Origin of the sequence: Exiguobacterium sp. SH1S1 (genome assembly GCF_004337245.1) — a bacterium.
In the GTDB taxonomy this organism is placed as follows: domain Bacteria; phylum Bacillota; class Bacilli; order Exiguobacteriales; family Exiguobacteriaceae; genus Exiguobacterium; species Exiguobacterium aurantiacum_A.
In genome coordinates, this window is the sequence record NZ_SJUZ01000001.1 from 279,873 (window position 1) to 305,986 (window position 26,114).

Sequence of the window (26,114 nt, forward strand, 5' to 3'; positions counted from 1 at the left end):
ACCTTCCCGAACTCGCTTTACCCATGATTTAAGAACTACTCATTTTCCTTCACAGCGCACGCTATTTCATTTGTCTAATCGTAGATTATGGTATCGAACCTTGCATGAATTGTCAATCATCGTTCAAGTAAAGTCGCTGCATCTGATCGAGGACCCGTTTCGTCTTGAGGTTCAATCCGCTGTAAGAGTCCATATAGGCGTCAAACAGTTGCCGTAACAGGAGACGTGTCTCCTTCGTCAACGGGACGTTACTAAACTCTGACAGCTCATGCCGGCTCAACAAGTAAAGTAACTTCGCCAGCCGCTCACTCATCTGAATCGACCCTGCCTCTTGGTGACGCGAACAGAGAAACCCGCCCGACGTCACGGAAAAGAACATCGGGTCGGTCACATCGTTGCACCGGACACAACCGGTCAAGACCGGGGCGACACCGAGCAGATACATAATTCTGAGCTCGAAATGATGGGTGATGATCTCTGGGTCCATTCCAGCGTTCAGCGCTTGGAGCGCGTCATTCAAAATTCGGTATAACGGCCGGTTCGGGACTCGATCTTCGACAGTTTTATCGACGAGTTCGAGCAAGTACACGGCATACGCCATCCGCTCGACATCTTTTCGCACTTCCGGGTATGACGTAATCACGTCAGACGACTTGAGTTGACCGAGACCACGGCTCGCCGGAAAGATATAGACGGCTTCAACGAACGGTTGGCTCGATGCGTGCAGCCGGCTCCCCGGCTTTTTCGCACCGCGTGCCATGACGGCGACTTTCCCGAGCTCTTCTGTGAAGATTGTCACGACTTTGTTGGATTCACCATAATTGACGGTCCGAATGACGATGCCCGTGACTTTTTGTAACATGGCTCAATACTCGTCGTCGCGGAAACCGAGGTCACGGAGTTGGCCCATCTTATTGCGCCAATCTTTTTGGACTTTCACCCATAAGTTTAAATACACTTTCGTACCGAGCAAGAGCTCGATGTCATGACGCGCTTCCGTCCCGACCTGACGGAGCATCGCACCTTTCTTGCCGATGACGATTCCTTTTTGCGAGTCACGCTCGACCATGATGACGGCTTCGACGTCGACCATGTCCGAGTTGTCTCGTTTCTTGATCGATTCGATGTTGACCGCGATCGAATGCGGGATCTCATCGCGCGTGTTATGGAGCACTTTCTCGCGAATCAGTTCCGAGATGATGAAGCGCTCCGGGTGATCCGTCACTTGATCGGCCGGATAGTACATCGGCCCTTCAGGCAGCAGCTTCTTGATCTCACCGATGAGCGGTTCGACGTTATTGCCTTGCAAGGCTGAAATCGGAACGTACGCCGCGAAATCAAGTTGATTCGTATACTGTTCGATGACAGCGGGGATCTCGTCCGGGTGAATCAAATCGATTTTGTTCATCACAAGGATGATCGGTGTGTCGAGTCCTTTCAACTTCTCGATGATGAACTCGTCACCGGCACCGCGCGGCTCTGTGACATTGACCATGAACAAAATCGCGTCGACTTCACGCAACGCGTTCGTCGCCACTTTCATCATGAAGTCACCGAGACGGTGCTTCGGTTTATGGATCCCTGGCGTGTCGATGAAGATGATTTGCGTGTCGTCTGTCGTATAGACACCTTGGACCTTATTACGTGTCGTCTGGGGTTTGTCTGACATGATGGCGATCTTTTGACCGATGACCCGGTTCAAGAACGTCGATTTCCCGACGTTCGGACGTCCGATAATTGAAACAAAACCTGATTTAAAACCTTCTTGATACATAGTGCACCTGCTTTCTAAATTTCCAATACATTGATTATAAAGCGAATAAATACGGTCCGAAAATGACGAGCGCTGTCACGGCTGCTCCGCCCGAAGCGACGAGGACCGAGCCCGCCGCGACGTCTTTCGCTTGTTTGGCGAGCGGCTCGATATCTTTCGTCACGAGATCGACCGTCCGTTCGACGGCCGTGTTCATCAATTCGAGAGCGATGACAAGCACGACCCAACCGAACAAGATGAGGTTTTCAAGCGTTGTCGTCGGGAGCCACCAACAGAACAATCCGACGAGCAGGCTTGCAATGAGGTGAATCAGCATGTTCCGTTCGGTTCGCACCGCGTGCACGATCCCGTGCACCGCAAACCAGAACGGATTCACACCTCGCCTCGCTTCAACTCAAAATGAGCGAGCACTTGCTCTTGACGCGCCGTCATCTCGGCTTCTTCTTCTGGCGTCATATGGTCGTAGCCGAGCAAATGGAGAAAGCCATGGATCGCCAAGAAACCGAGTTCACGTTCGAACGAATGACCGTAGTCCGCCGCTTGCTCGCGGCACCGCTCCACCGAGATGACGATGTCGCCCAATAGACGGGGTTCATCCTCATCAAGCATGAAGTCCATCTCTTCTTCTCCCATCTCGTCAAAAGCAAAGCTGATGACGTCCGTCGGCGCGTCTTTGCCGCGCCACTCCTGGTTGATCACTTGAATCTCGTCATTCGTTAAAAATGTGACTGACAGTTCACTCGGTTCTTCGACTTGTTCAGCCAAGGCCGCGTGAACTAAAATCGATTCGACTAACTCGAGCTGAGACTCGGTCAACAACCCTTGTTCATCGTTCGAGATGATTTGCATGTAATTCGCCTTCTTTCTTTAGTTCTGGGTATTCGATCCGTTCATGGAACAAGCCGGTCAACGTCTCGCATGCACTCTCACCGACACGCCACACTTCTTTCGTCGTCAAGTCACACTCTTCGAACTGACCGTCTTGAAGCTTGTCGCGAATGATCGAGCTGACGAGCTGACGTATCCGCTCCGGTGTCGGCTGTTTTTGCGACCGGACCGCTGCTTCAATCGAATCGACGATCATGACGACCGCCGCCTCACGCGACTGCGGTTTCGGTCCCGGGTAACGGAAACGTGACTCCGACACGTCTCGTGACTCTTTCGCTTTCACATAAAAGAACTTGAGCAGCGACGTCCCGTGATGTTGCTCGGCGATGTCGATAATCTCTTTCGGCAGTTTATAGCGCCGCAACAAATCAGAGCCGTCGTAAGGATGCGCCATAATGATGTCGGCCGACTCTTCCGGTGTGAGCCGGTCGTGCGGGTTCACGCCGTTTTGTTGATTCTCGATAAAGTGGAGCGGTCGTTCCGTCTTGCCGAGGTCGTGATAATAACTCGCGACCCGGGCGAGCAGACCATCGGCCCCGATCGCCTCACACGCCGACTCGGCGAGATTGGCGACCATCATGCTATGGTGATACGTTCCCGGCGCCTCCATCAACAGTTTTCGCAGCAACGGATGCGTCGGGCTCATCAATTCGACTAGGCGTCCGGACGACAATACGCCGAACCAAGGCTCTAGAAACGGTAAGAAGCCGAACGTGAGAACGATCGACAGCAAGGCGCTCGTGATCGCGAAACCGGATAAATAGGCGACCATCTCCCACGTCACTTGCGTGTTCCGCAAGAACAGGAGCGCGAGCACCATGATGATGTTGATGATTCCGAGCAAGACGCCTGAAAGGAACAAGCGTTTCCGTTGAATCTTCGGTTCGACTAAAAAGACAGCCAGGAAACTCCCGGTCGCAAAGTAAACGACCGTCATAAAGCTCGTATTTTGGCCAAAGCTCGCAACAATTGAACCAGCGATCATCGTGATGAGCGCCGAAGCCAACGCGACCCGTTCATCGACTAAGATACGGAGCAATAAGACGACGAACGCCGTCGGGGCGATGACGTACGCATACGTCGTGAACTCGATCCCGATATAACCGACGCCGAAGAAAATACCTAGTTGCAGCAATAGTAAACCATAGACGGTAATCAAAATTTTAGGTCGGAGCAAAAGTTCTTGAATTTTTGAACGGATCAGCATGAATAAAAATCCGACCGTCAAGAGTCCGCTGAGCAAATAGGCACCGAACAAAGGCGCGAACGAACGGTTCGGGTCAATCGCACCGGTCAATTCGAGCTTCCGATAGATTTCACGGGTCACGACTTCCCCTTGGTTGACGAGGAGCTGCCCTTCTTGAATGATGACCGGTTCAACGGCGTCGATCGCTTCTTGTTCTTTCTGACGAGTCGCTTCCGAATCGAAGACATAGTTCGGGACGATCAGTTGGTCACTTAAACTCGTCGCGACCGCTCGGAATTCTAACGACAACGGTGATTGGTCGATGACCGTCGACGCCCGGTCTCTCGCCTCGGCAATCGACTCGGAACTCGTTTCGATCCGATTGGCCATGACTTCTTGAAGCGCCGTCACGGCGACGTCTTCGACGGTACGACGCGTGTTCACGGTCGCCTCCAGGAGTGAGTTCAACTCATCGTCTGCAAGGAGCCCGTTCACTTCTGTAGAGTTCAATCGATTTTTGATATCAGACAGTTCAGTGTCCTCATCCGTGTCTTCGAACGCCGCGAACAATTGCTCGATTTTGGCAATCTGTTGATCGGCGAATTCACGGCGTAATGAGAACTGACTTCCGACGGCGTTCGTCGCGTCTTGTCTCAGACGGTCCGACGCGACCCTGTCCTCGATCGTGATCGGGGAGCGGATATCTTGTGCGGCGATGCCAAGCGGCTCTACGCTGATGATTGATGGGCGCACCGTAAAGTAGAGGATCGCGCCAAGGATGAGAAAAAAGAGGACGGAGATTGTGGCGACCGTCCAATGACGTGCTTGCTGCATCAGTGCCCCCCCTTTCGTCATGTAATATCTGTACTGTAGGCGTTGATGATTTTTTTGACGAGTGGATGCCGCACGACGTCTGAGGCGCTAAAGTGTTCGAAGTGAATCCCGTCGACCCCTTCGAGGAGATGGAGCGCTTCTTGAAGCCCCGACGCTTTCCCTCTCGGTAAGTCGACTTGCGTCAAATCACCGGTGACGACCATCTTCGACCCGAACCCGAGCCGTGTCAAAAACATTTTCATCTGTTCTTTCGTCGTATTCTGCGCCTCATCCAAAATGACGAACGCATCTTCAAGCGTCCGTCCGCGCATGTAAGCGAGCGGGGCGACTTCGATTGTGCCTCGCTCGAGCAGACGGTTCGTGTGTTCGACACCATAGACGTCAAACAAGGCGTCATAGAGCGGTCGTAAGTAAGGGTCGACTTTCTCTTTTAAGTCGCCCGGCAAGAAACCGAGGTTCTCACCCGCCTCGACGGCAGGACGCGTCAAAATGATCCGTTTCACTTGACCTTCTTTCAGCGCCCGCGCAGCCAGGACGACCGCCAAATACGTCTTCCCGGTCCCGGCCGGCCCGATCCCGAATACGAGGTCGCGTTTCTCGATGGCCCGGACGTAACGGCTCTGTCCGACCGTCTTCGCCCGGATCGGTTTCCCTTTGTTCGTCGTGAAGACGACGCGGCCATAATGTTCGAGCAGTTCTTCCCCTTTGCCGATCTTAATATGTTGGATGACACTGATCGCATCGCCCTCGTTCAACCGTGCACCTTGTTTAACGAGTTGTTGCAACGTCTTGATCACACTTTTCGTCAATTCGAGCGTCTCCACGCTATCGGCTTGGATGATCAGCTCTTCGCCACGAGGCGTAAGCGCGACGGCCAGCTCGGCCTCGATCGCATGGAACACCTCGTCTTTCGGTCCGAGGAGTGCCTGCGCTTCGCTCGCATGTTCCATGACGAACGGTATCTTATCTGTCGTAATCAATGGATGTTTCTCCCCCTCATCTATAGATTGTTCCTTCTTTACTTTAGCACTATCATGCCGTTCGTGAAAGAAAGACCGTTATCTCAAGCCACAAAAAAAGCAGTGACATCGAGTCACTGCTAAAAAATTACCGACGGCGGCGTTTCGAGACCGGCGGCTGAAGAATCTCACTCCAGACGATGGCTTGACGCGCTTGCTTCATCGAAATGCGCGTTTGCGCTGTCTGTCGTGAATCGGTCGCTTCCGTTATCGGAGGGATTTTGACTGCCTGTTCGAACGCAGCGCTCACTTTCGGGAGCGGCTCACGTGACTTTGGTGCGTGTCGATTTGGGTCAAACTCGTGCCGGTCTGAATTTTCGACCGGAATCGCGACACGACGACGAACTTTTTGCGGTACTTTGTTCTGTCGCTCATCTCGCGGATCGTTCAGTTGCCCATCGACTTCTTTCATCATGTCACCGACCGTATCAAGATACCGCTTCAAATCCGTGCTCGGCGGCTTTTCTCCGGTAGATGACGATTTCTCAAGTCGCTTCATGACCGCAGAAGCGATCCCGAAGGCGGCTAATAGTAAGATCCATAATCCATCCATATCGATTACTCTCTATCAGATTCGACTGGATGACCGATCGCATTACGCATTTGCGTATCCGCTTGGACGTTCAAGTAGTTGACGTAATCCATGACCCCAAGCTTGCCGTTACGGAGCGCATCTGCCATCGCGAGCGGTACTTCCGCCTCGGCCGCGACAACTTTGGCGCGCATTTCTTCGACCGACGACTTCATCTCTTGCTCGCGGGCGATCGCCATCGCGCGACGTTCCTCGGCTTTCGCCTGCGCAATTTTCTTATCTGCCTCGGCTTGGTCGGTTTGGAGCACAGCGCCGATGTTTTTACCGATATCAATGTCGGCGATATCGATCGACAAGATTTCAAACGCCGTCCCTGAATCGAGACCTTTCGTCAATACGGTACGTGAAATCATGTCCGGGTTCTCAAGCACGTGTTTATGGTTATGTTGCGAACCAATCGTCGAGACGACCCCTTCACCGACACGGGCGATGATCGTTTCTTCACCGGCACCCCCGACGAGGCGGTCGATGTTGGCACGAACCGTGATCCGCGCTTTCGCTTTCACTTCGATCCCATCCATCGCCACACCGGCGATGAACGGTGTCTCGATGACTTTCGGGTTAACCGACATCTGAACGGCTTCTAACACGTTCCGGCCAGCAAGGTCGATGGCGGCGGCACGTTCGAACGATAACTCGATATCGGCACGGTGCGCCGCGATCAAAGCGTTGACGACACGGTCGACGTTACCACCGGCTAAAAAGTGACTCTCGAGCTGGTTCGTGTTCAAGCCAATGCCTGCTTTGACGGCTTTGATGAGTGGGTTGATAATTTTAGACGGGATGACACGACGAAGTCGCATCCCGATCAATGTGAAGATGGAGACGTGGACGCCTGAAGCAAACGAGCTGATCCACAGGCCGACCGGTACAAACGTGAAGAACACGGCGAGCGCGATCAATCCCCCACCTGTGATGAGTAACGTGCTTAATAGTTCTGGTGTCATTCTGTTACATCCTCCTTCGGTTCTACAAAGCGTCGGACGACAACGCGTCCTGAGTCGACTTTATACACCTCAATTTTTGTTTGTTCATCGAGATAGCTACCTTCTGCCACGACGTCGATTCGTTCGCCTTCAATCTCAGCAGTACCTGCTGGACGAAGTGGCGTCAATGTGACACCGACTTTCCCAAGCAACCGTTTCCGGTCGTCATGAGACAAATACCCCTTATCAGTCGACGTCGAATCGGTCAAAATCAAGCCTTTATACATGAGTGAGCGATTCGACTGCAGTCGACGGTACGCCCAAAACCCGAGTCCCGCAACAAGCGCCGTCGCTAAACCAAGCGACAGCCAAAGCTGCCCGATCGTGGCACCTGCCATAATCAAACTCGCCACGACGGCGCCTATCCCGAGGACCCCGAACAATCCAAAACCGGCAACGAACACTTCAATTCCAAGAAGGACAATCCCGACGAAAAACACCGTCAGAATCACTCCGAGACCAAATGTCATCGTATTGCTACCCCCTTCCAAATCCAAAGCTACCTCTTATCTCTAGTGTATACGAAACAAGATTGAATGTGGTTTCATAATACGCAAAAAAAGGCAGAAACTTTTGGATTTCTCCAAAGTTCCCTGCCTTTTATCATTAATTCGTCAATTGTTGTTTGACAATTCGGTTCACAAGACCACCGTCAGCCTTGCCTTTAACTTGTGGCATGACGACGCCCATCACCTTACCCATATCGGACGGACCCGCAGCGTTCGTCTCGGCAATTGCCGCCTTGACGATTGCTGTGACTTCGTCTTCAGAGAGTTGCTTAGGCATGTAGACCTCTAGTACGACAATTTCATCAGCTACTTTAGAAGCAAGGTCTTCACGACCAGCGCTTTCGAATTCTCGGAGGGAGTCTCTGCGCTGTTTCATCTCTCGGTTGAGCACCGTGAGCTCCTCTTCCTCAGTAAGATCTTGTCGACCAAGTTTGATGGCCTCGTTCTGGAGCGACGCTTTGACCATCCGGATCGTCGTGAGACGATCTTTCTGTTTAGCGCGCATGGCTTGCTTCATGTCGTCCGTCAAGCGTTCTTGCAGACTCATGAGCCAACACCCTCTCTACAAAAGAAACTTCAATCAGAATTTCTTGTTCTTGCGAGCAGCTTCTGATTTCAATTTACGTTTTACGCTTGGCTTTTCGTAGTGACGACGTTTGCGAACTTCGGCAAGAGTGCCATCTTTCGCAACACCGCGTTTGAAACGACGAAGAGCGTCTTCAAGCGATTCGTTTTTACGGACACGAGTTTCCACTAGTTTTCCCTCCCTCCGAATTACACGACTAAGGAAACGTGTTTCACACGTCATACCACATTATAGTGAAATTAAGTCGTGTGGTCAACTACTACTTCAATTAATAATCGCTGTCCGAACGCCCGCCTGTGACGATGGCAATTCCGGCAGAAGCGCCAATGCGCGTTGCACCAGCATCGATCATCGCTTGTGCGCCTGCGAAATCACGGACGCCGCCTGATGCTTTGACGCCAAGATCCGGTCCGACCGTCTCACGCATGAGTCGGATGTCTTCGACGGTAGCGCCGCCAGTTGAGAATCCAGTCGACGTTTTCACGAAGTCTGCACCCGCTTTGACTGACAGCTCAGCCGCTTTTTTGATTTCTTCTTTAGTAAGCAGGCACGTTTCAAAGATGACTTTGACGAGCGTACCGTTTGCTGCTTCGACGACGGCACGGATGTCGCGTTCGACGAGGTCGAAATCGCCGTCTTTCATCGCACTGATGTTGATGACCATGTCGACTTCGTCTGCGCCGTTGGCAATCGCATCTTTCGTTTCGAACGCTTTCACTTCAGGTGTGTTCGCACCGAGCGGGAATCCGATGACCGTACAAACTTTGACGTCCTCATCTAATTTAAGTTGCTCGGCAGCGTAAGCGACCCATGTCGGGTTGACACAAACGCTCGCGAATTTGTACTCAAGTGCCTCTGCACATAATTTTGTAACTTGATCTTTCGTTGTTTCTGCCTTCAAGGCCGTGTGGTCGATATAACGTGCTAATTCCATAATAAATTCCTCCTCTGACATATAGGTCTGACATCTAACATATTATCATGTTTTTGAGAAATGTAACAGCTTTCACTTCATGCAAGTTGACGGCGTTTTCGCGTTTGGACCCAGCTGTTCCAACTGAAGAAAAAGATGGCGATCCAGATGCACGTGAACGCGAAAACATGATACGTCGTGAACGGTTCGTCGTACAAGATGACACCGATCGCCAGACTGAGCGTCGGGGCGATGAACTGTAAAAAACCGACGAGCGTGAACGGGATATGTTGCGCCCCGTAACCGAACAACAGGAGCGGCAACGCCGTCATGACGCCCGTGCCTAAGAGCGCGGCCCAAACAATCGGTTCGCCCGTCATCGTGAGCCCGCCGCGCGACGTTTCGAAAGCGAGGAAGATGACCGCGACCGGAACGACCGCGAGCGTCTCGATGCCTAGACTGACCGTCGACGCAAGCGGCCGCCGTTTTTTGACCATCCCGTAAAACCCGAACGTACTCGCCAATATGAAAGCGATCCACGGGAACGACCCATAACCGAACGTCAAGACGAGCACCCCGACCGTCGCGACACCGACCGCGAGCCATTGGACTCGATTTAATGATTCCCGAAAAACGAGGACACCTAACACCATGCTGACGAGCGGATTGATATAATATCCGAGCGATGCCTCGATGATATAGCCGTGATTGACCGCCCATATGTAGACAAACCAGTTCGCACTGACGATAAAGCCGTTCAACATAAAGGCGTTCCGCGTCGCCCGATGTCTGAGCGCATAATTGAATTCAGTCCACTGTTTCGTCCATTTCAAGACGAGTAAAATGAATAGAAACGACCAGACGATACGGTGGGCGAGGATTTGACTGCTCGGTATTTCCTGTAGAAACTTCCAATAGATCGGCAGGATGCCCCACATGACGTACGCACCGATTGTGGGCATGACTCCTTTATTCAATCCGTTCACCCGCTCTCCTAATCAATTATCGTCAGTTTAGTCGATGCGTTTCGGACATTCAAGCGATTTCTTCCAACCTTCCCACGACAAAAGAGGCGCGCTCTGAGAGCGCACCTCGTGTCACACGTTCATTCAGCTCGTGATTGTCGTCAAGGCCGCAAGTGCTTGCTCCAAGTCTTCAATCAAATCGTTCACATCTTCAAGTCCGACAGAGATACGGACGAGCCCGTCCGTGATGCCGAGTTCTGCCCGACGTTCGGCCGGAATCGAGGCATGTGTCATCCGTGCCGGCACGCTAATCAAGCTCTCGACCGCACCGAGACTTTCAGCGAGCGTGAAGTAGTTCGTTTTCGCAACGACCGTCTCTGCCGCTTCGGCCGATCCGACGTCAAAAGCGATCATGCCGCCAAAGCCTCGGGCTTGTGACAGATGGATTTGTTTCGCTGTCTCGCTGGCAATGCTCGGGTGCAACACCCGGCTGATCGCCTCGTGAGACGTCAAGAACTCGACGAGTGCGAGCGCGTTCGTCTCGATCTCTTCCATCCGGACCGCGAGCGTCTTGATGCCGCGCACGACGAGGAAGCTGTCTTGCGGTCCGAGCACGGCTCCGACCGAGTTTTGTAGGAACGCCAAACGTTCCCCAAGTTCTTCTGTCCGGGCGACGACGAGTCCGGCGACGACGTCACTATGTCCACCTAAATATTTCGTGGCACTGTGCAAGACGTAGTCCGCACCGAACTCAATCGGATTTTGGAAATACGGTGTCATGAACGTATTGTCGACGACGAACAAGACGTCGGCCTCGGTCGCAATGTCACGCACACTGCGCATGTCCGTGACGTTCAAGAGCGGATTCGTCGGCGTCTCGACATAAATCATTTTCGTGTTCGGTTGGACGGCTTCGCGGACTGCCGCCGCGTCAGACGTATCGACAAAAGATGCTTCCAAGCCAAGTGATTGAAATACTCGATTGAATACACGGTACGTTCCCCCATATACGTCAGAACCGACGATGACGTGGTCCCCTGATTTCATTAACATGAGAATCGTTGAGATGGCGGCCATCCCTGAAGCGAACGCAAAACCACGCGCCCCGCCTTCGATGTCGGCGATCAGCGTCTCAAGCGCCGTCCGCGTCGGGTTAGCCGTCCGCGAATATTCATACCCGTCCCGCAAATTGCCGATTCCGTCTTGTTTATAAGTACTCGTTTGATAGATGGCTGGTGTCACGGCACCCGTCAACGGGTCCGTCGTCTTACCGCCGTGAATAAGCGCTGTTTTTGTACGCATGTTCTGCCTCCTTGACTATTCCTTGACTTAAATATCGTTCGACACTGTCTGGTAAAATCGTGACGATCACACCTTCGGTCATCCGGTTTGCTTCCTTCACACAAGCGGCGATGGCCGCACCGGAAGAACTTCCGACGAGCAGTCCTTCTTGCTTCGCCAAATGGGCGACGTAATAAAACGCGTCATCATCAGAAATCGTATAAATCCCATCGACGAGTTCACGATCTAAAAATGGAGGCCACTTCTCGACACCGATTCCTTCTGTTTTATGGGGCCCTGGTTGCCCACCGTTTAAGATCGATCCTTCAGGCTCGACAACGACGTTGCGTGTGCCGTGATTTTTTAGAACCGCGGCTACCCCAGTGAACGTGCCACCCGAGCCCGCGCCGGCGATGAAGACGTCGATATTCGGTATATCTTGCAATAGCTCTCGGGCGAGTGAGTCGACGTACGTATCCGGGTTATCCGGATTCGAGAACTGTTCAGGTAAATAGGCGTTATGTTCAACCGCCAACTCTTTGGCCCGCTCGATCGCACCCTTCATCCCGAGCTCGGTTTCTGTGTTAATGACAGTCGCGCCGAGCAATGACATGAGCGCTTGCTTCTCTTGACTAAACTTTTCAGGCGTGACCGTCATCAAGTTCACCCCGTACCGCTGACAGGCGAGGGCGAGCCCGATGCCGGTATTTCCGGCCGTCGGCTCAACGACCGTACCACCTCGTTCGAGTTGGCCGCGTTCAAGCGCTTGTTCGATCAAATGAAGCCCGAGCCGGTCTTTCACACTCCCGCCTGGATTCATCATCTCGAGCTTGCCGTATATTTTAACGCCTTTCGGAACAGGCAACGTCCGTAACTCGAGCAGCGGCGTGTCCCCGATCAGTTCATAGACGTTATTGACGAGCATATTACGCCTCGTCCTTAAAGATGATGTGCCACTCGTCACGTTTCGCGAGCATGTCGGCCGCTAATTTTTTTGCGCCCTCAAAGTCGTGGTGGTTGGCACTTCCGCATTGGATTGGGTTTTGCGCCGGCAACTCCGTCGCATTTGCTGCATCACGGAGTGTCGCCTCGACGAGGTCGAGCATCGATTCGTAATCGCCGTCGTTCAACATCGTCCAATAAAAACCAGTCTGGCAACCCATCGGCGAGACGTCGATGATTTGGTCCGAGTGACTGCGGCTGTTCTCAGCGATCAAGTGCTCGAGCGAATGGACGGCCCGCATCGGCATGAGACCCTCGTTCGGTTGGATGAAGCGAATGTCGTATTTATAGATCGTATCGGCCGTCCCTTTTTTCACTCCTGCTAAACGGACGTAAGGCGCTTGTACTTTTGTATGGTCCAAATTAAAACTTTCGACTTTATAACTTTTCATGATTGAGTTCCTCCTGATTGTTTCGTGGCCACGACGAGCCAGACGAATTTATTTTTTTGTGTCATCGAGACCGTATAACCGTTCGCTTCGAGCATCGCTTGAATCGTTTGCGTATACGGATAAAATTCGCGGTTCAAATCTTCTACCAAGTCGTCGTACCCGTTACCGCTCGCCCAGTCGAGAATGTCTCGCTTCGCCTTTTGCGAGGCGAACATCGTGTCGAGTAAGACGAATCGCGGTGAATCGAGCTGCTCGACGTAACCTTGAATCGCTGTCCGTTTCTCTTCATCCGTCAGATGGTGAAACGCGTATGACGACACGATCGTATCTATCTGCTCTGTCGTCGGATAGTTTAAAAAGTCACCGTCGATAATATCAATCTCAAGTTTTTCGGCGGCGACAGCCCGCATCTCCGGGGACGGTTCGACCGCAACCAGCTCGTGACGTTCTAAAATCTTCATACTTAAGTTCCCGGTCCCGACTCCGAACTCCATGACCTTCCCTTCGAGATGATCCACGACCTCGCTCAACATCTCCTCATAACCTGCGAACACTTCTTTATATTGCTCGTCATGTCCGGCCACGGTCGTGTCGTATTGCGTTGCCCATTCCTTAAAAATGTCCATGAACTGTAATCCCATTGCTCCACCCCATCGCTTTATTCCGACTATGTCGATAAGTTTTATATGTTTTATCTATTCAGACCATACCAATTTTCAAAAAAAATCTCAAGCGAATTGTTCGAATCATTTTATTCGAGGGCATATCACGCCCAAATTTTGAAACTTGAGTTGAACGCGTGAATTTAGACCTAGCTATTTTAGTAAAAGATAGGCCGAAAGTAATTGTCAGAATTTTTAAATTTGTTCAAATTCATTACCTTGTTTTCGAAAAAAACGAGCGATTATCGCCCTGCATTCAGCTATCATTTTCCACAAATACATATACTTCTCAATTAAACGATTGGAGGATTTTCAAATTGCCAAACTTTAAATTTTATGTAAACGTCTCCCTCGCTACATGCCTGGCGTTGACACCTGGGCTGCTCGGACTCGGAACAGATCCGGTACTTGCCAAACGATCCGTTACGCCGAATGCTGAGATCGCCGACAAGCAAGAAAAATTGCGTGTCGTCGTCGAACTCGTCGGTGCACCTGCCATCGAACAAGCAAAAAAGAAAGGGAAAAAATTCAATGAATTGACGAAGGTCGAGAAAGACAATGCTCACGGACTCGTCAAAGCCGAACAGAAAAAAGCGAAAGCCGCCATCTCAAAAAAAGGTGTGAAAGCAGAAACGATTGAAGAGTTCACGACCGTCTTCAACGGATTCAGTACGTTGCTCTCGGCTACAGACGTCCAGAAAGTTGAAGCGTTGCCTGAAGTCGCTCACGTCCATGTCGTCAATGAATACGAGCGCCCCGAGGTCAAACCGGATATGGTAACGAGTAACGGCATGGTCCAATCGCAACAGACATGGGGCGACTATGGGTATACCGGCGAAGGAACGATCGTCGCCGTCATCGATACGGGTGTCGATGCAGACCATCGCGACTTCCGCTTAACCGACGATACAAAAGCAGAGCTCACGCAAGGTGAGGTCGAGTCGGCAGTCAGTGAGTTCGGTTTGCCGGGAGCCTACATAAACGAGAAAGTTCCTTATGCTTATAACTATTACGACGAGAACGATGATATTCGCGATGATTCCCCTGGCGCCTCGATGCACGGGATGCACGTATCGGGTACGGTCGCGGCCAACGGGGATGAGGCGACTGGCGGTTTGAAAGGTGTCGCTCCAGAATCGCAAGTACTCGGTCTCAAAGTATTCAGCAACGACCCGAACTACGCCTCGACGTACGGCGATATCTATATTAAAGCGATCGACGATGCCATCAAACTCGGCGCCGACGTCATCAATATGAGTCTCGGATCGACGGCCGGTTTCGTCGATGCCGACTCACCCGAGCAACAAGCGGTACAGCGTGCTGTCGATAACGGTGTCTTCATGTCGATCTCAGCTGGTAACTCGGCGTACTTCGGAAACGGATACGATCTCCCTTATGCGAACAATCCGGATACCGGCGTCGTCGGCGCTCCGAGCGTGAGCTCGGCCTCGACTTCAGTCGCCTCACTCGAGAACGACCAAATTCAATTGGACGCTTTCTCGATTCAATCCGGTGACAAGACAGATAAAATCGGATGGAAGAAACAAGATGGCCCAGCTTTCACGAATGGGGACTATGAACTCGTCCATGTCGGTGACGGACAGCCTGGTCAATACGTCGGGAAAGACGTGAAAGGGAAGATTGTCTTCGCGGTGCGTGACGGCGCCTATTTCTACTCGAACATTCAAAAGACAGCCGAAGCGAACGGGGCTGCCGGTGTCATCGTCCGCGGTGCCGTCGGTCATGGTGATTACGTCAGTATGGCGCTAGCGAACCCACAAATCCCGATGGCGTCACTCAGCATTAAAGACGGAAATGAGCTTCAACAGCGACTCGTTGCCGGTGAACAAATGAACATTAAATTCGCAGGTGACCGCATTAGCGTCGCTAACCGTGCAGCCGGTTCACTGTCTAACTTCACTTCGTGGGGCGTGACACCAAACCTCGATTTCAAACCTGAAATCTCGGCGCCAGGCGGACAAATCTTCTCGACGTTGAATGACGATCAATACGGATTGATGAGCGGAACGTCGATGGCTGCACCACACGTCGCAGGAGGCGCCGCCCTCGTGCTCGAACGTGTCGATCGCGAGTTCGCTTTAAGCGGTACGGCTCGGGTAACGATGGCGAAGAATTTGTTGATCAACACATCGAAAGCCGTGACTGATATCGGTCCATACAACCAACAGTTGAATCAGAACCTCCCATACACGCCGCGTCGGGGAGGAGCCGGTTTGATGCAATTGCACGCGGCCGTCTCAACGCCAGCCGTCGCCTATGAAAAGACAACAAAAGAAGCAAAAGTTGCCTTAAAAGAACTCAACCGAAGCAAGGCGACGTTCACGCTTGTTGTCGAGAACTTATCCGACAAAGCCGTGTCATACGATGTTTCGTCTTCACTTCAGACCGACCTCGCCATCGAACGGACGGCCGGGACGATTCAAAATGCGATGGAGGCCCAACCACTCCAAAACGCCAGCGTGACGATCAACGGGAAGAAAGCAAATACGGTCAAACTGAAAGCGAAGCAAACAGTCGAACTCAAAATCGCGCTCGACGTCTCGAAAGCGCAGGTTCTCAATCCAAAGACGCTGAACGGTCTCGTCTCGGCCAAAGACGTATTTGAAAACGGCTATTTCGTCGACGGTTTCGTGCGCTTGACCGATGTGAACGGGGCAGAAGGCAATCCAGGACTCGTCGTACCGTTCGTCGGTTTCGAAGGCGACTGGGGCAAAGCACCGATCTTTGACGCTTCCATCTATGAATCAGGATCGTTCTATCAGACGGCTGGAATGGTCGATCAGACAGGGAATTATTTGGGCATGAACCTAGATGAGTCGTTCACGTCCGACACAATCGCGTTCTCTCCTGACGGGGACAACGTAAAAGATGTGGCGACACCGGTCTTCTCGCTCCTTCGTAACGCCAAAGACGTCAAATATCGCATCGTCGACGAGTCAGGCGATGTCGTCCGCACGCTCCGGCAAGATGACGAGTTGCGTAAAAACTACTTCGATGGCGGACGCAATACACCTTACTACTACTCAGCCGACTACAAATGGGACGGACAATTGAACGGTAACCCGGCCCCGGCCGGCAAGTACTTCTATGAGATCGAAGCGAGCATCGATTACATGAAAAAAGAGGCACAGACGCTCCGCTTCCCGGTTAAAGTCGACTATACAGATCCGACGTTCTCGGCGAAGTGGCAAGATGACAGTTTGTCCGTAAAAGCGAACGACGACTTCTCTGGTATCCATTCTGTCGAATACTTCTTGAACGGTAAGTCTGTCGCCAAACTTGCAAACGGGTCGGCCAGTCATGCCTTCACGTCGCCACTTAATGAGACCGATGAAGTCAGCGTCCGCGTCACAGACCATGCCGGAAATAGCACGACCAAAACAGTCGCCTATTCGACGGATTCAGAAAAACCTGGCGTCTTCTTGGACGCGCCGCTCGCTTTGTCACCTTACGCGACGTCAATCGTCCCCATCAAAGGATCGATTCAAGACGCATCAAACATCAACTCATTCCAAGTCGATGGGATTGATGTCCCGCTCACATGGAATGAAACAACGAAACGATATGACTTCAGTACGAATCGGACATTTACAGACGGCGTGCACAAACTCCGCTTCGTCGCTGAGGATGCGGCTGGAAACGTCGCCAACTTCCAACGGACAATTTTCGTCGATGCGACACCAGCCGTCATCGAGATCGGGAAACTACCGAAACAAATCGGGAAAAAACAAACTACGGTCAACGTCAACGTGACTGTCAAAGATAATTTTGATGAAGTGAAGCTCCTCGTAAACGGTGATTTGAAATTCAGCCAGGCACTAAAAGCACCTTATGAGATGCGCGCTTTCTCAAGAACTGAAAAAGTCACGCTTCCTGTGACGTCAGGAGAGAATACGTTCACGTTCGAAGCGGTCGACCTCGCCGGCAACGTGACGACGAAGACGATCACGTTGTTCAAAAAATAATCTGTCATGAAGAAGAGCCCTCGCCTAGGCGAGGGCTCTTGTCATGTGGTCATTAAACATAAAATCAGCTCCCGCAAACTGCGGGAGCTGATTTCGTGTTCAATTCAATTCAAGCGCATACGACAACGCCGCTAACGCGTAGAGCGGCGCCGTCTCGGTGCGCAAAATCCGGGGGCCGAACGCACACGGGCGCGCGCCTTGATTCGTCCAGGCGTCAATCTCCTGATCGTCAAATCCGCCTTCAGGACCGACGATCAGCAGGAGACGCTGTCCGCGTTCAAGCGCTTTGAAGACAGCCGCGAGTGCCGCTTGTTCCCCTTGCTTCGCCGACTCTTCATAAGCGATGACGACCGCATCGTAATTAGAAAAGTCGTCTAGCAGGTCACGCGACGAGACGTACGCGCACGTCGGGACGACGGCCCGGTACGACTGTTCGGCCGCTTCTTGCATGATTTTCTGTAGCCGTTCAACTTTCTTAGGGGCTTTTTTTGCGTCCCATTTCGCGACCGATCGTTTCGACTCGAACAACTTCAAGTGATGCAACCCGAGCTCGGTCGCTTTTTGAGCGACAAGCTCGACTTTATCACCTTTCGGCAGTGCGTAGGCGAGCGTCACATCAACGGGCAGTTCAGTCGTCGCCTGCCGCGCTTCGAGTACTTTTGCCGTCCCCGATTTTTTTTCGAGCGCGATCACCTCACAGACGTACTCGACACCTGTACCGTCTAACAACACCATCTGATAACCCGGTCCCGCCCGCAACACCGTCCCGATATGATGGACGACGTCTTGCGGCAATGCGACCGTGTCTGTTTTAAACGCATCACGTTGTAAGAAATAGCGTTGCATGGCTTATCCCTTCTTCGCGATGATGGCGACCCAGTCTTCCATGACTCGCGTCTCTTCGATCGAGAATCCAGCCGCCTTGAGCGCTGCCGTCACTTCATCTCGTTTTTGGCCGATGATGCCCGACGTGATGAAATAGCCGCCTGGTTTGACGCGCACGTAAGCATCGTCAACGAACAGCATGATGACGTCAGCTAAAATGTTGGCGACGATCAAGTCATACTCACCGCTCATCCCTTTCAACAAATCACCCGTCTTGACGTCGACGACGTCTAGAACGCCGTTCGTCTCGACGTTTTGGCGGGCCGATTCGACCGCGACCGCATCCAAATCGAGCGCCTCGACTCGTTCCGCGCCAAGCTTCGCCGCCGCGATGGCAAGTACGCCTGAGCCCGTCCCGACATCGATCAAGCGGTCACCCGGTTGGATATAGTTCTCGATCGCTTGAATGCACAGCATCGTCGTCGGGTGCGTCCCGGTCCCGAACGCCATACCCGGGTCGAGCAAGATCACGTTCTCTTCCGGTTGTGGCACGTATTCTTCCCACAGCGGCACGATCGTGAGATGTTGCGAGATCTTGACCGGTTTATAGTACTGCTTCCACGAGTGGGCCCAGTCCTCCTCATCCATCTCGAGCGCCGTCACGGTACCAGCGCCGACTTCAAAGATATTGCGCAGCCGTTCAATTTCTTTTTTCAGTGTCGAGAGCGTGTCCGGTAGGTCGCCTGAGACAGGAACGTACGCTTTCACGTGGACACCCGACGTTGGATACGTATCGCGGCCGGATTCGTCCCAAATCTCTCCGAAATGATCTTCTGCCATCATCCGGTCGTAGTCTTCGACGTCCTCGATGACGACACCTTGTGCCCCCACTTCATGTAGTAAATTTGATACGGCTTCGACTGCCTGCTGTGTCGTGTGGACACAAATTTCAGACCATTTCATCGCTTGTACACGCTCCTTTTACTGGCTAAAAAACTTTTTCATCTTTTGGAAGAGGCCGTGCTGTTCTTCCACGCCCGCTTCTCCGCTGATCTCTTCAAACTCGCGGAGCAATTCTTTTTGACGATCTGTCATGTTCGTCGGTGTCATGATGACGATATTGACGTACTGGTCGCCGTTGCCGCCGCCGCGAACGCTCGGCATCCCTTTTCCACGCAAACGGAATTTCGATCCGGTCTGTGTTCCGGCTGGCACTTTCAAGCTGACCTTGCCGTGCACGGTCGGGACTTCGAGTTCGGCGCCGAGTGCTGCTTGCGCGAACGTGACCGGCATCTCCATCGAGATGTGCTGGTCGACACGCTCGAAGATTTCGTGCGCCCGAACGCGGACGACGATGTAAAGATCGCCGGCCGGGCCACCGTTAGCGCCAGGACCACCTTTGCCGGACATGCGGATCTGTTGGCCGTTATCGATACCGGCAGGAATTTTGACTTCGACTTGCTGTGTCTTCTTGACGTGACCAGAGCCATGGCACGTCGTACATTTCTCTTTGATCGTCTTGCCTGTTCCATGACATTGGCTACACGTCCGCTGATTGACCATGCGACCGAGCACCGTGTTCTGTTCGACCGTTTCGACACCGCTACCGCCACAACGGCCGCACGTCTCTGGTTTCGTCCCCGGCTTGGCACCGCTACCCATACACGTGTCACATTCGACTTCGATCTCAAGGTCGATCGTTTCCGTCTTACCGGTCACGCTCTCCATGAAGTCGAGGTCGACGACGTATTGATAATCTTCTCCGCGTCGCGGTGCGTTCGGGTCTTGACGACGTCCGCCGCCGCCGAAGAACATGTCGAAGATGTCGCCGAATCCGCCTTGGAAGTCACCGCCGCCTCCGAACTGGCTCGCTCCTTCAAATCCGAAGCGGTCATATTGAGCCCGTTTCTGCTCGTCTGACAGCACTTCATACGCCTCACCGAGCTCTTTAAATTTATCGGCCGCATCCGGCTCTTGGTTGATGTCTGGATGATATTCCCGTGCCAATTTGCGATAGGCCCGTTTGATGTCTTGCGCCGAGGCCGATTTGTCTAGGCCAAGCACTTCATAATAATCTCGTTTCGCCACGTTACTCTCTCCTCTTTACTGTTTCAAGTTCGATTTTACCGATTCTACCTTAACATGGAAAGAGCCAAAGCAGAAACCTGCTTTGGCGCCATCCAATCTATCGGTTGCCTTATTTACGATCGTCGAGATCTTCAAACTCCGCGTCGACGACGTTATCGTCTTTCGCTTCTGTTTGTGTCTCAGCGCCTTCAGCACCTTGCTGTTCAGCCATGTTCGCATATACTTTTTGCGTCAATTCTTGTACGACTTCAGATAGCTCATCTTTCGCCGTACGGATTGCTTCGAGGTCTGTACCTTCAAGTGCTGATTTTGCTTTTTCTTTCGCTGCTTCGGCTTTGTCTTTATCTGTTGCGTCGACTTTATCTCCAAGGTCTTTGATCGCCTTGTCCGTCGCGAAGACGAGTTGGTCCGTTTCGTTACGGAGCTCTGCTTCTTCTTTACGCTGTTTGTCTGCTTCCGCGTTCGCTTCCGCTTCTTTCACCATGCGCTCGATTTCAGCCTCGTCGATACCTGAAGACGATTGGATCGTGATCGACTGCTCTTTGTTCGTACCGAGGTCTTTCGCCGATACGTGAACGATTCCGTTCGCATCGATGTCGAACTTGACTTCGACTTGTGGGACACCGCGTGGTGCCGGCGGGATGTCCGTCAATTGGAAACGACCGAGCGTCTTGTTGTCAGGCGCCATCGGGCGTTCCCCTTGCAAGACGTGGATGTCAACGGCTGGCTGGTTGTCTGCTGCTGTCGAGAAGACTTGTGATTTCGATGTCGGAATCGTCGTGTTGCGATCGATCAACTTCGTCATCACGCCACCCATCGTCTCGATACCGAGCGAAAGCGGAGTCACGTCGAGAAGGACGACGTCTTTCACGTCACCGGCAAGGACACCGCCTTGGATCGCTGCACCGAGGGCAACGACTTCGTCCGGGTTAACGCCTTTGAACGGCTCTTTCTTCGTGAAATCGTGAATCGCTTTTTGGACCGCAGGGATACGTGTCGAACCACCGACGAGAATGATCTTGTCGAGATCAGACGGCGTGAGGCCTGAGTCTTTCAACGCGCGGCGAGTCGGTTCCATCGTGCGCTCGACGAGGTCTGCTGTCAATTCATCGAATTTCGCACGTGTGAGTGTTGTTTCAAGGTGAAGCGGGCCAGCTGCTCCTGCTGTGATGAACGGGAGGCTGATGTGCGCGCTTGTCACGCCTGAAAGGTCTTTCTTCGCTTTCTCGGCCGCATCTTTCAAGCGTTGGAGCGCCATCTTGTCTTGCGCGAGGTCGATACCGTTCTCTTTTTTGAATTCAGACACGAGGTAATCGATGACTTTTTGGTCAAAGTCGTCTCCACCGAGTCGGTTGTCCCCTGCTGTCGCGACAACTTCAAACACGCCGTCTCCGAGCTCGAGAATCGAGACGTCGAACGTACCGCCACCGAGGTCATAGATCAAGATCGTGTGATCTTCACCTTTGTCGAGGCCGTAAGCGAGCGCCGCTGCTGTCGGCTCGTTGATGATCCGTTTGACATCGAGACCGGCAATTTTCCCGGCGTCTTTCGTCGCTTGACGCTCAGCGTCGTTAAAGTAGGCAGGAACTGTGATGACCGCTTCAGTTACGGACTCACCAAGGTAGTCTTCTGCATCTTTTTTAAGTTTTTGCAAAATGATGGCCGAAATTTCTTGTGGCGTGAATTTCTTACCGTCGACTTCGACCGTATGTGACGTTCCCATATGACGCTTGATCGATTGGATCGTGTTCGGGTTCGTGATCGCTTGACGCTTCGCGACTTCACCGACTTGACGCTCTTCCCCTTTGAATGCGACGACAGACGGTGTCGTACGGTTCCCTTCTGCGTTTGAGATGACGACCGCTTCGCCACCTTCCATAACTGCTACACAAGAGTTCGTTGTTCCTAAGTCAATTCCGATAATTTTAGCCATTGTCTATTCCTCCATCTAGTTAAGTAATTTTATTCCGAAACTTTTACCATGCTTGGACGAATGACGCGTCCGTGCAACGTGTACCCTTTTTGAAGCTCCATCGTTACAATCCCAGACTCGAACTCATCACTCGGTTCTTGCATGACCGCTTGATGATAATTCGGGTCGAACGGCTGACCGACTGCTTCGATCACTTCAACGTTCTCGGCGTTTAACACGTCGAGCAATTGACGGTGGATCATGTCGACACCCGCTTGAATCTGTTTAGCGTCATCCGATGACGCTTCGACTTGAAGCGCACGCTCAAAGTTATCGATGAGCGGAATCAGTTTCTCGATGACGGCTTGCGAAGCGAACTTGACGCGTTTCGCGTTCTCTTCGTTCGTTCGGCGACGGAAGTTGTCAAAATCAGCACGAATCCGAAGCTCGCTCGCTTTGAGCGCTTCGATTTCTTGTTGCAAATCTGGTCCCTCAGAACTTTCTTCCACTATTTCAGCATTTGAAACCTCGTCAGCGTCCGCAGTCTCTGACTGCAACGCGTCGAAATCTTTCTCTTCGAGCACTTCTTCTTCTTGGTCTGGCCCGTTTTGATTTTCAGTAGTCATATTGAGGCTCCTTTCGTTCACTCTTCTAGTTTCGTTCGCCTTAACGCTTCAATGATTTGTCCCATCATCCGCACCCCGTGCCGATAATCCATCCGGGTCGGACCGATCATCGCGATCGTCCCGAACGTCTTGCCGTCGAGCGTATAGTCCGAGGTGATGACGCTACAATTTTGAAGCGCAAGAATCCCATTCTCGCTCCCAATGCTCACATAAATCTCGCGATTTGGCAACGATTCGAGCCAGTCGGTCAACCGTTCTTGCTCGTCGATCCACTCTAGGAACGGACGTAACGTATCGAGCGTTTGAAACTCGGGTTGGTTGAAGATGTTTTTCTTCCCACCAAGATACAGCGAGGTCGGATGATGTACCCCGACGGTCGCTTGAATGAGTTGCATCATCGACTCATATTGTTGTTGATGAGCGAGGCGAAGGTTTGACACTTCTTCTCCGATACGGAACTTCAGTTGACCGAGCGGAGTTCCTTTTAGACGATCGTTTAAAAATCGGATTGTTTGTTCGACCATATCCGGCGCCATCGGCGATTCGAACACGACCGTTCGATGTTCGACGTGCCCTTGATCCGTTACGATCAAGACGACACCGCGCCGTTCATCGAGCGGCATCAAATCGATCCGTGCCAGCCGGTTCATCTGACTGCTCGGGCCGAGCGCTACCGTCGTATAATTGGTCAAATCAGAGAGTAGGTCAGCGGCTTGACGAATGAGGACTTCTGACTCTTGGGCGGACGCTCGCAAGCGTTCCCCGAGCCGATATGTTTCCCGCTCGTCGATGAGTTTCGTCTCGACAAGGTGATCGACGTAATAACGATACCCGACTTCAGACGGGATTCGTCCTGCTGAAGTGTGCGGTTTTTCGATCAAGCCCATGTCTTCTAAATCCGCCATGTCGTTTCGGATCGTCGCCGAACTGAACGACAAGTCATCCCGTTTCGAAAGCGTCCGTGAACCGACGGGCTGGGCTGTCTGAATGTAATCATCAATGATCGCTCGTAAAATGAGCAATTGTCTCTCTGTCAGCACAACATCACTCCTCTCTGAAGGATTGGCCTCACTTTTATTAGCACTCATATTTACTGAGTGCTAATCACACTTCAAATATTATCATGTTCTCCTTATTTGTCAATTCAAATGCATCATTTTTTCCATCGATTGAAAGTCATTCGAAATGCATCTTCCGCGCACTTTCGGTATGATACGAATTGAGGTGATCATATGTTTACAACTAAACAATTTAACGTGTTTACGCAAGACGGGCTCGACGCCCGCATGTCAGGTATTCGCGCGGACATTCAACCGCTGTTCCATCGCATCTATGACGAGGTCGGTCCGCAGCTTGAAGCCGACGTCGGCATCCCGCTCTATCTCCACGTCGCCAAGCACGCCCGCCGGACGGTCAATCCGCCGAAAGATACGTGGATGGCGATCTGTCACGATAAACGTGGCTATAAAAAACATCCGCATTTCCAAGTCGGTCTGTTCGACGACCGTGTCTTCGTCTGGCTTGCCTTCATCTATGAGATGCCGAACAAAGAAGCAATCGGCAAACGACTCATGACAATCGACTTTAAACATGAATTTCCCGACTTCCATCTCGCCGGCGATCATATGAAAAAAGAGGCGTTCTTGATCGAAGAGACGTCCTCTGCGTCAATCGATGCCATCGTCGAGCGCTTCGCGACCGTCAAAAAAGCCGACTTCTTGATCGGTCGTCAACTTTCGGCCGATGCCTCGATCCTCCAAAACGAAGCGGCGTTCCTCGCCCTTGTCGAGGACACGTTCGGACGGCTCATGCCGATCTACCGCGAGCTCGTTCTCTAACTAAAACAGGCGAATCCGACATCGGATTCGCCTGTTTTTACGTTGTCACATCATTTAATCGTGCCTCACCAATGAATGCCGCGAACGCCTCGTTGGCGAGCGGGAGTCCCGACTCGGTCAACTGGACGTGCGTGTCCGTCGTTTCAATCAACTGTTTCGCTTTCAGTTCGGACAAGACGTGCCCGAACACCGACTCCATCGAGACACCGTACTTCGTTTCGAACGTCTCGAACGACACACCGCTGCGCATCCGGAGTCCGAGAAACAACTCTTCTTCCATCCGCTCGAACGTCTCGAGTGTCGTCGTACTTCGAACCGGTAAACCTTCCGCCTTGATATAGTGCGGGATCGGCGCGACGTTCGCCCGGCGCTCGCCGTTCAAGTAACTGTGAGCCCCGGCTCCGAAGCCGTAATACTCCTCGTTCCGCCAATACACTTGGTTGTGACGGCTCTCCCGTCCCTCGACACTGTAGTTTGATATCTCGTACTGCTTGAGCCCACGGCGTTCGAGCGTCTCCATGACTTTCAAGTACATGGCGACTTCGATGTCCTCACCCGGCAGACGAAGCTTGCCTTTGCGGTCTTGGATCGCGAAGACGGTGTGCGGTTCGAGGATCAAGGAATAGGACGAGACGTGTTGGATCGGCAGTTTGAACGCCAAGTCGAGGTCCCGTTCGATCTGTTCGAGCGTCTGCTCCGGTAGTCCGAACATGAGGTCGATCGAGATGTTGTCGAACCGTTTCGCCGCCTCCGTCACCGTCGCGAACACGTCATCCGCCCGATGCGTCCGCCCGATCCGTTCAAGCCCGCCGTCGTCGAACGTCTGGACGCCGAAACTGACGCGGTTGACACCGCCTCGTTTCATCGTATCGAGCTTTTCGGCGCTCACAAAGTTCGGATTCGCCTCGACCGAGTATTCTATATTCTTTGTAGCGAGCGGGAGCAAGTGTCGCTCGACCATGTCCATGAGACGTTTCATCTGCACCTCATCGAGCGCGGTCGGCGTTCCTCCGCCGATAAAGATCGTCTCGATCTCATCTGTCGGATATTGTTCAAGCGATAGGACGATCTCTCGTTCTAACGCATCTAAATAGTCATCAACCGGTTGGTTCTTTAAGAACACCTTGTTGAAATCGCAGTAATAACAAATATGTTCACAAAATGGAATGTGAAGATATACGGCTTTAGCCATGGCGGCCACCCCTTTCTTCTCCTTCCATTTATAACGCTTTTTACGTCTTCACGCCACT

At 52.3% G+C, this 26,114-nt stretch carries 26 protein-coding genes; 2 read left to right on the forward strand and 24 right to left on the reverse strand.

The genetic code is table 11. From position 1 onward, the window contains the following. Positions 1–112: 112 nt before the first annotated feature. From recO to EVJ23_RS01575, 17 genes are all read right to left on the reverse strand, one after another. On the reverse strand, positions 113–862 hold the full coding sequence (recO, locus tag EVJ23_RS01495; RefSeq protein WP_131463792.1) for a DNA repair protein RecO: 750 nt from the start codon (positions 860–862) through the stop codon (positions 113–115). 3 nt (positions 863–865) lie between these two features. After that, positions 866–1,774 (reverse strand): GTPase Era, encoded by a 909-nt coding sequence (gene era / locus EVJ23_RS01500; RefSeq protein ID WP_070326997.1) that lies wholly within the window; start codon positions 1,772–1,774, stop codon positions 866–868. Positions 1,775–1,808: 34 nt separating this feature from the next. After that, complete coding sequence (locus EVJ23_RS01505; RefSeq protein ID WP_070326996.1) at positions 1,809–2,150, reverse strand: diacylglycerol kinase family protein; 342 nt, start codon at positions 2,148–2,150, stop codon at positions 1,809–1,811. Then, positions 2,147–2,623 (reverse strand): rRNA maturation RNase YbeY, encoded by a 477-nt coding sequence (gene ybeY / locus EVJ23_RS01510; protein ID WP_070326995.1) that lies wholly within the window; start codon positions 2,621–2,623, stop codon positions 2,147–2,149. The genes EVJ23_RS01505 and ybeY overlap by 4 nt, the downstream gene beginning before the upstream one ends. After that, positions 2,601–4,682 carry an HD family phosphohydrolase gene (locus EVJ23_RS01515; RefSeq protein ID WP_236633362.1) on the reverse strand — a complete coding sequence of 694 codons (2,082 nt, stop codon included), beginning with the start codon at positions 4,680–4,682 and terminating at the stop codon, positions 2,601–2,603. The genes ybeY and EVJ23_RS01515 overlap by 23 nt, the downstream gene beginning before the upstream one ends. A gap of 17 nt (positions 4,683–4,699) precedes the next feature. Beyond that, complete coding sequence (locus tag EVJ23_RS01520) at positions 4,700–5,662, reverse strand: PhoH family protein (RefSeq protein WP_370251801.1); 963 nt, start codon at positions 5,660–5,662, stop codon at positions 4,700–4,702. Between the two features lie 127 nt (positions 5,663–5,789). Further along, positions 5,790–6,254, reverse strand: coding sequence for a hypothetical protein (locus EVJ23_RS01525; RefSeq protein WP_131463794.1), 465 nt, complete (start codon positions 6,252–6,254; stop codon positions 5,790–5,792). A 5-nt stretch (positions 6,255–6,259) separates the two neighbouring features. Next, entirely contained in the window at positions 6,260–7,240 is a 981-nt protein-coding gene (gene floA / locus EVJ23_RS01530; protein WP_131463796.1) for a flotillin-like protein FloA, read from the reverse strand. Further along, positions 7,237–7,749, reverse strand: coding sequence for an NfeD family protein (locus EVJ23_RS01535; RefSeq protein WP_070326992.1), 513 nt, complete (start codon positions 7,747–7,749; stop codon positions 7,237–7,239). The genes floA and EVJ23_RS01535 overlap by 4 nt, the downstream gene beginning before the upstream one ends. Before the next feature lie 136 nt (positions 7,750–7,885). After that, positions 7,886–8,335, reverse strand: a complete 450-nt coding sequence (locus EVJ23_RS01540; RefSeq protein ID WP_070326991.1) for a GatB/YqeY domain-containing protein — start codon at positions 8,333–8,335, stop codon at positions 7,886–7,888. Between the two features lie 33 nt (positions 8,336–8,368). Then, positions 8,369–8,563 (reverse strand): 30S ribosomal protein S21, encoded by a 195-nt coding sequence (gene rpsU, locus EVJ23_RS01545; RefSeq protein WP_286203271.1) that lies wholly within the window; start codon positions 8,561–8,563, stop codon positions 8,369–8,371. A 79-nt stretch (positions 8,564–8,642) separates the two neighbouring features. Beyond that, a complete protein-coding gene (gene deoC, locus EVJ23_RS01550; RefSeq protein ID WP_070326989.1) occupies positions 8,643–9,308 on the reverse strand; it encodes a deoxyribose-phosphate aldolase in 666 nt (221 codons plus the stop codon). A gap of 77 nt (positions 9,309–9,385) precedes the next feature. After that, positions 9,386–10,249: an EamA family transporter RarD gene (rarD, locus tag EVJ23_RS01555; protein WP_236633361.1), complete on the reverse strand. Its 864-nt coding sequence runs from the start codon at positions 10,247–10,249 to the stop codon at positions 9,386–9,388. Positions 10,250–10,396: 147 nt separating this feature from the next. After that, the gene (locus EVJ23_RS01560; protein WP_131463798.1) at positions 10,397–11,554 is read right to left on the reverse strand and encodes a bifunctional cystathionine gamma-lyase/homocysteine desulfhydrase; all 1,158 of its coding nucleotides are present in this window, start codon (positions 11,552–11,554) and stop codon (positions 10,397–10,399) included. Further along, entirely contained in the window at positions 11,520–12,458 is a 939-nt protein-coding gene (locus EVJ23_RS01565; protein ID WP_131463800.1) for a PLP-dependent cysteine synthase family protein, read from the reverse strand. Before EVJ23_RS01565 ends, EVJ23_RS01560 begins: the two co-directional genes overlap by 35 nt. 1 nt (position 12,459) lies before the next feature. Further along, positions 12,460–12,927, reverse strand: a complete 468-nt coding sequence (locus EVJ23_RS01570; RefSeq protein ID WP_131439956.1) for an S-ribosylhomocysteine lyase — start codon at positions 12,925–12,927, stop codon at positions 12,460–12,462. Continuing rightward, the gene (locus tag EVJ23_RS01575) at positions 12,924–13,568 is read right to left on the reverse strand and encodes a class I SAM-dependent methyltransferase (protein WP_131463802.1); all 645 of its coding nucleotides are present in this window, start codon (positions 13,566–13,568) and stop codon (positions 12,924–12,926) included. Before EVJ23_RS01575 ends, EVJ23_RS01570 begins: the two co-directional genes overlap by 4 nt. Before the next feature lie 338 nt (positions 13,569–13,906). On the opposite strand from EVJ23_RS01575, the gene EVJ23_RS01580 reads away from it, so the two are divergent. Beyond that, positions 13,907–17,575, forward strand: a complete 3,669-nt coding sequence (locus tag EVJ23_RS01580; protein ID WP_131463804.1) for a S8 family serine peptidase — start codon at positions 13,907–13,909, stop codon at positions 17,573–17,575. Positions 17,576–17,674: 99 nt separating this feature from the next. Here EVJ23_RS01580 and EVJ23_RS01585 read toward each other — a convergent pair whose 3' ends face one another. The 6 genes from EVJ23_RS01585 to hrcA all read right to left on the reverse strand — a co-directional run bounded on the left by EVJ23_RS01585 (position 17,675) and on the right by hrcA (position 24,066). Continuing rightward, entirely contained in the window at positions 17,675–18,421 is a 747-nt protein-coding gene (locus EVJ23_RS01585) for a 16S rRNA (uracil(1498)-N(3))-methyltransferase (protein WP_131463806.1), read from the reverse strand. Between the two features lie 3 nt (positions 18,422–18,424). Continuing rightward, positions 18,425–19,363, reverse strand: coding sequence for a 50S ribosomal protein L11 methyltransferase (gene prmA, locus EVJ23_RS01590; RefSeq protein WP_070326982.1), 939 nt, complete (start codon positions 19,361–19,363; stop codon positions 18,425–18,427). A gap of 18 nt (positions 19,364–19,381) precedes the next feature. Further along, positions 19,382–20,488 carry a molecular chaperone DnaJ gene (dnaJ, locus tag EVJ23_RS01595; RefSeq protein WP_131439963.1) on the reverse strand — a complete coding sequence of 369 codons (1,107 nt, stop codon included), beginning with the start codon at positions 20,486–20,488 and terminating at the stop codon, positions 19,382–19,384. A gap of 109 nt (positions 20,489–20,597) precedes the next feature. Next, a complete protein-coding gene (gene dnaK, locus EVJ23_RS01600) occupies positions 20,598–22,421 on the reverse strand; it encodes a molecular chaperone DnaK (RefSeq protein ID WP_071397788.1) in 1,824 nt (607 codons plus the stop codon). A 29-nt stretch (positions 22,422–22,450) separates the two neighbouring features. After that, on the reverse strand, positions 22,451–23,026 hold the full coding sequence (gene grpE / locus EVJ23_RS01605) for a nucleotide exchange factor GrpE (RefSeq protein WP_131463808.1): 576 nt from the start codon (positions 23,024–23,026) through the stop codon (positions 22,451–22,453). A gap of 17 nt (positions 23,027–23,043) precedes the next feature. Continuing rightward, positions 23,044–24,066 (reverse strand): heat-inducible transcriptional repressor HrcA, encoded by a 1,023-nt coding sequence (hrcA, locus tag EVJ23_RS01610; RefSeq protein WP_070326978.1) that lies wholly within the window; start codon positions 24,064–24,066, stop codon positions 23,044–23,046. A 192-nt stretch (positions 24,067–24,258) separates the two neighbouring features. Here hrcA and EVJ23_RS01615 point away from each other — a divergent pair, with 192 nt between their 5' ends. Beyond that, entirely contained in the window at positions 24,259–24,864 is a 606-nt protein-coding gene (locus EVJ23_RS01615) for a DUF1054 domain-containing protein (RefSeq protein WP_070326977.1), read from the forward strand. Between the two features lie 37 nt (positions 24,865–24,901). Here EVJ23_RS01615 and hemW read toward each other — a convergent pair whose 3' ends face one another. Further along, entirely contained in the window at positions 24,902–26,056 is a 1,155-nt protein-coding gene (gene hemW, locus EVJ23_RS01620) for a radical SAM family heme chaperone HemW (protein WP_131463811.1), read from the reverse strand. Positions 26,057–26,114 lie beyond the last annotated feature (58 nt).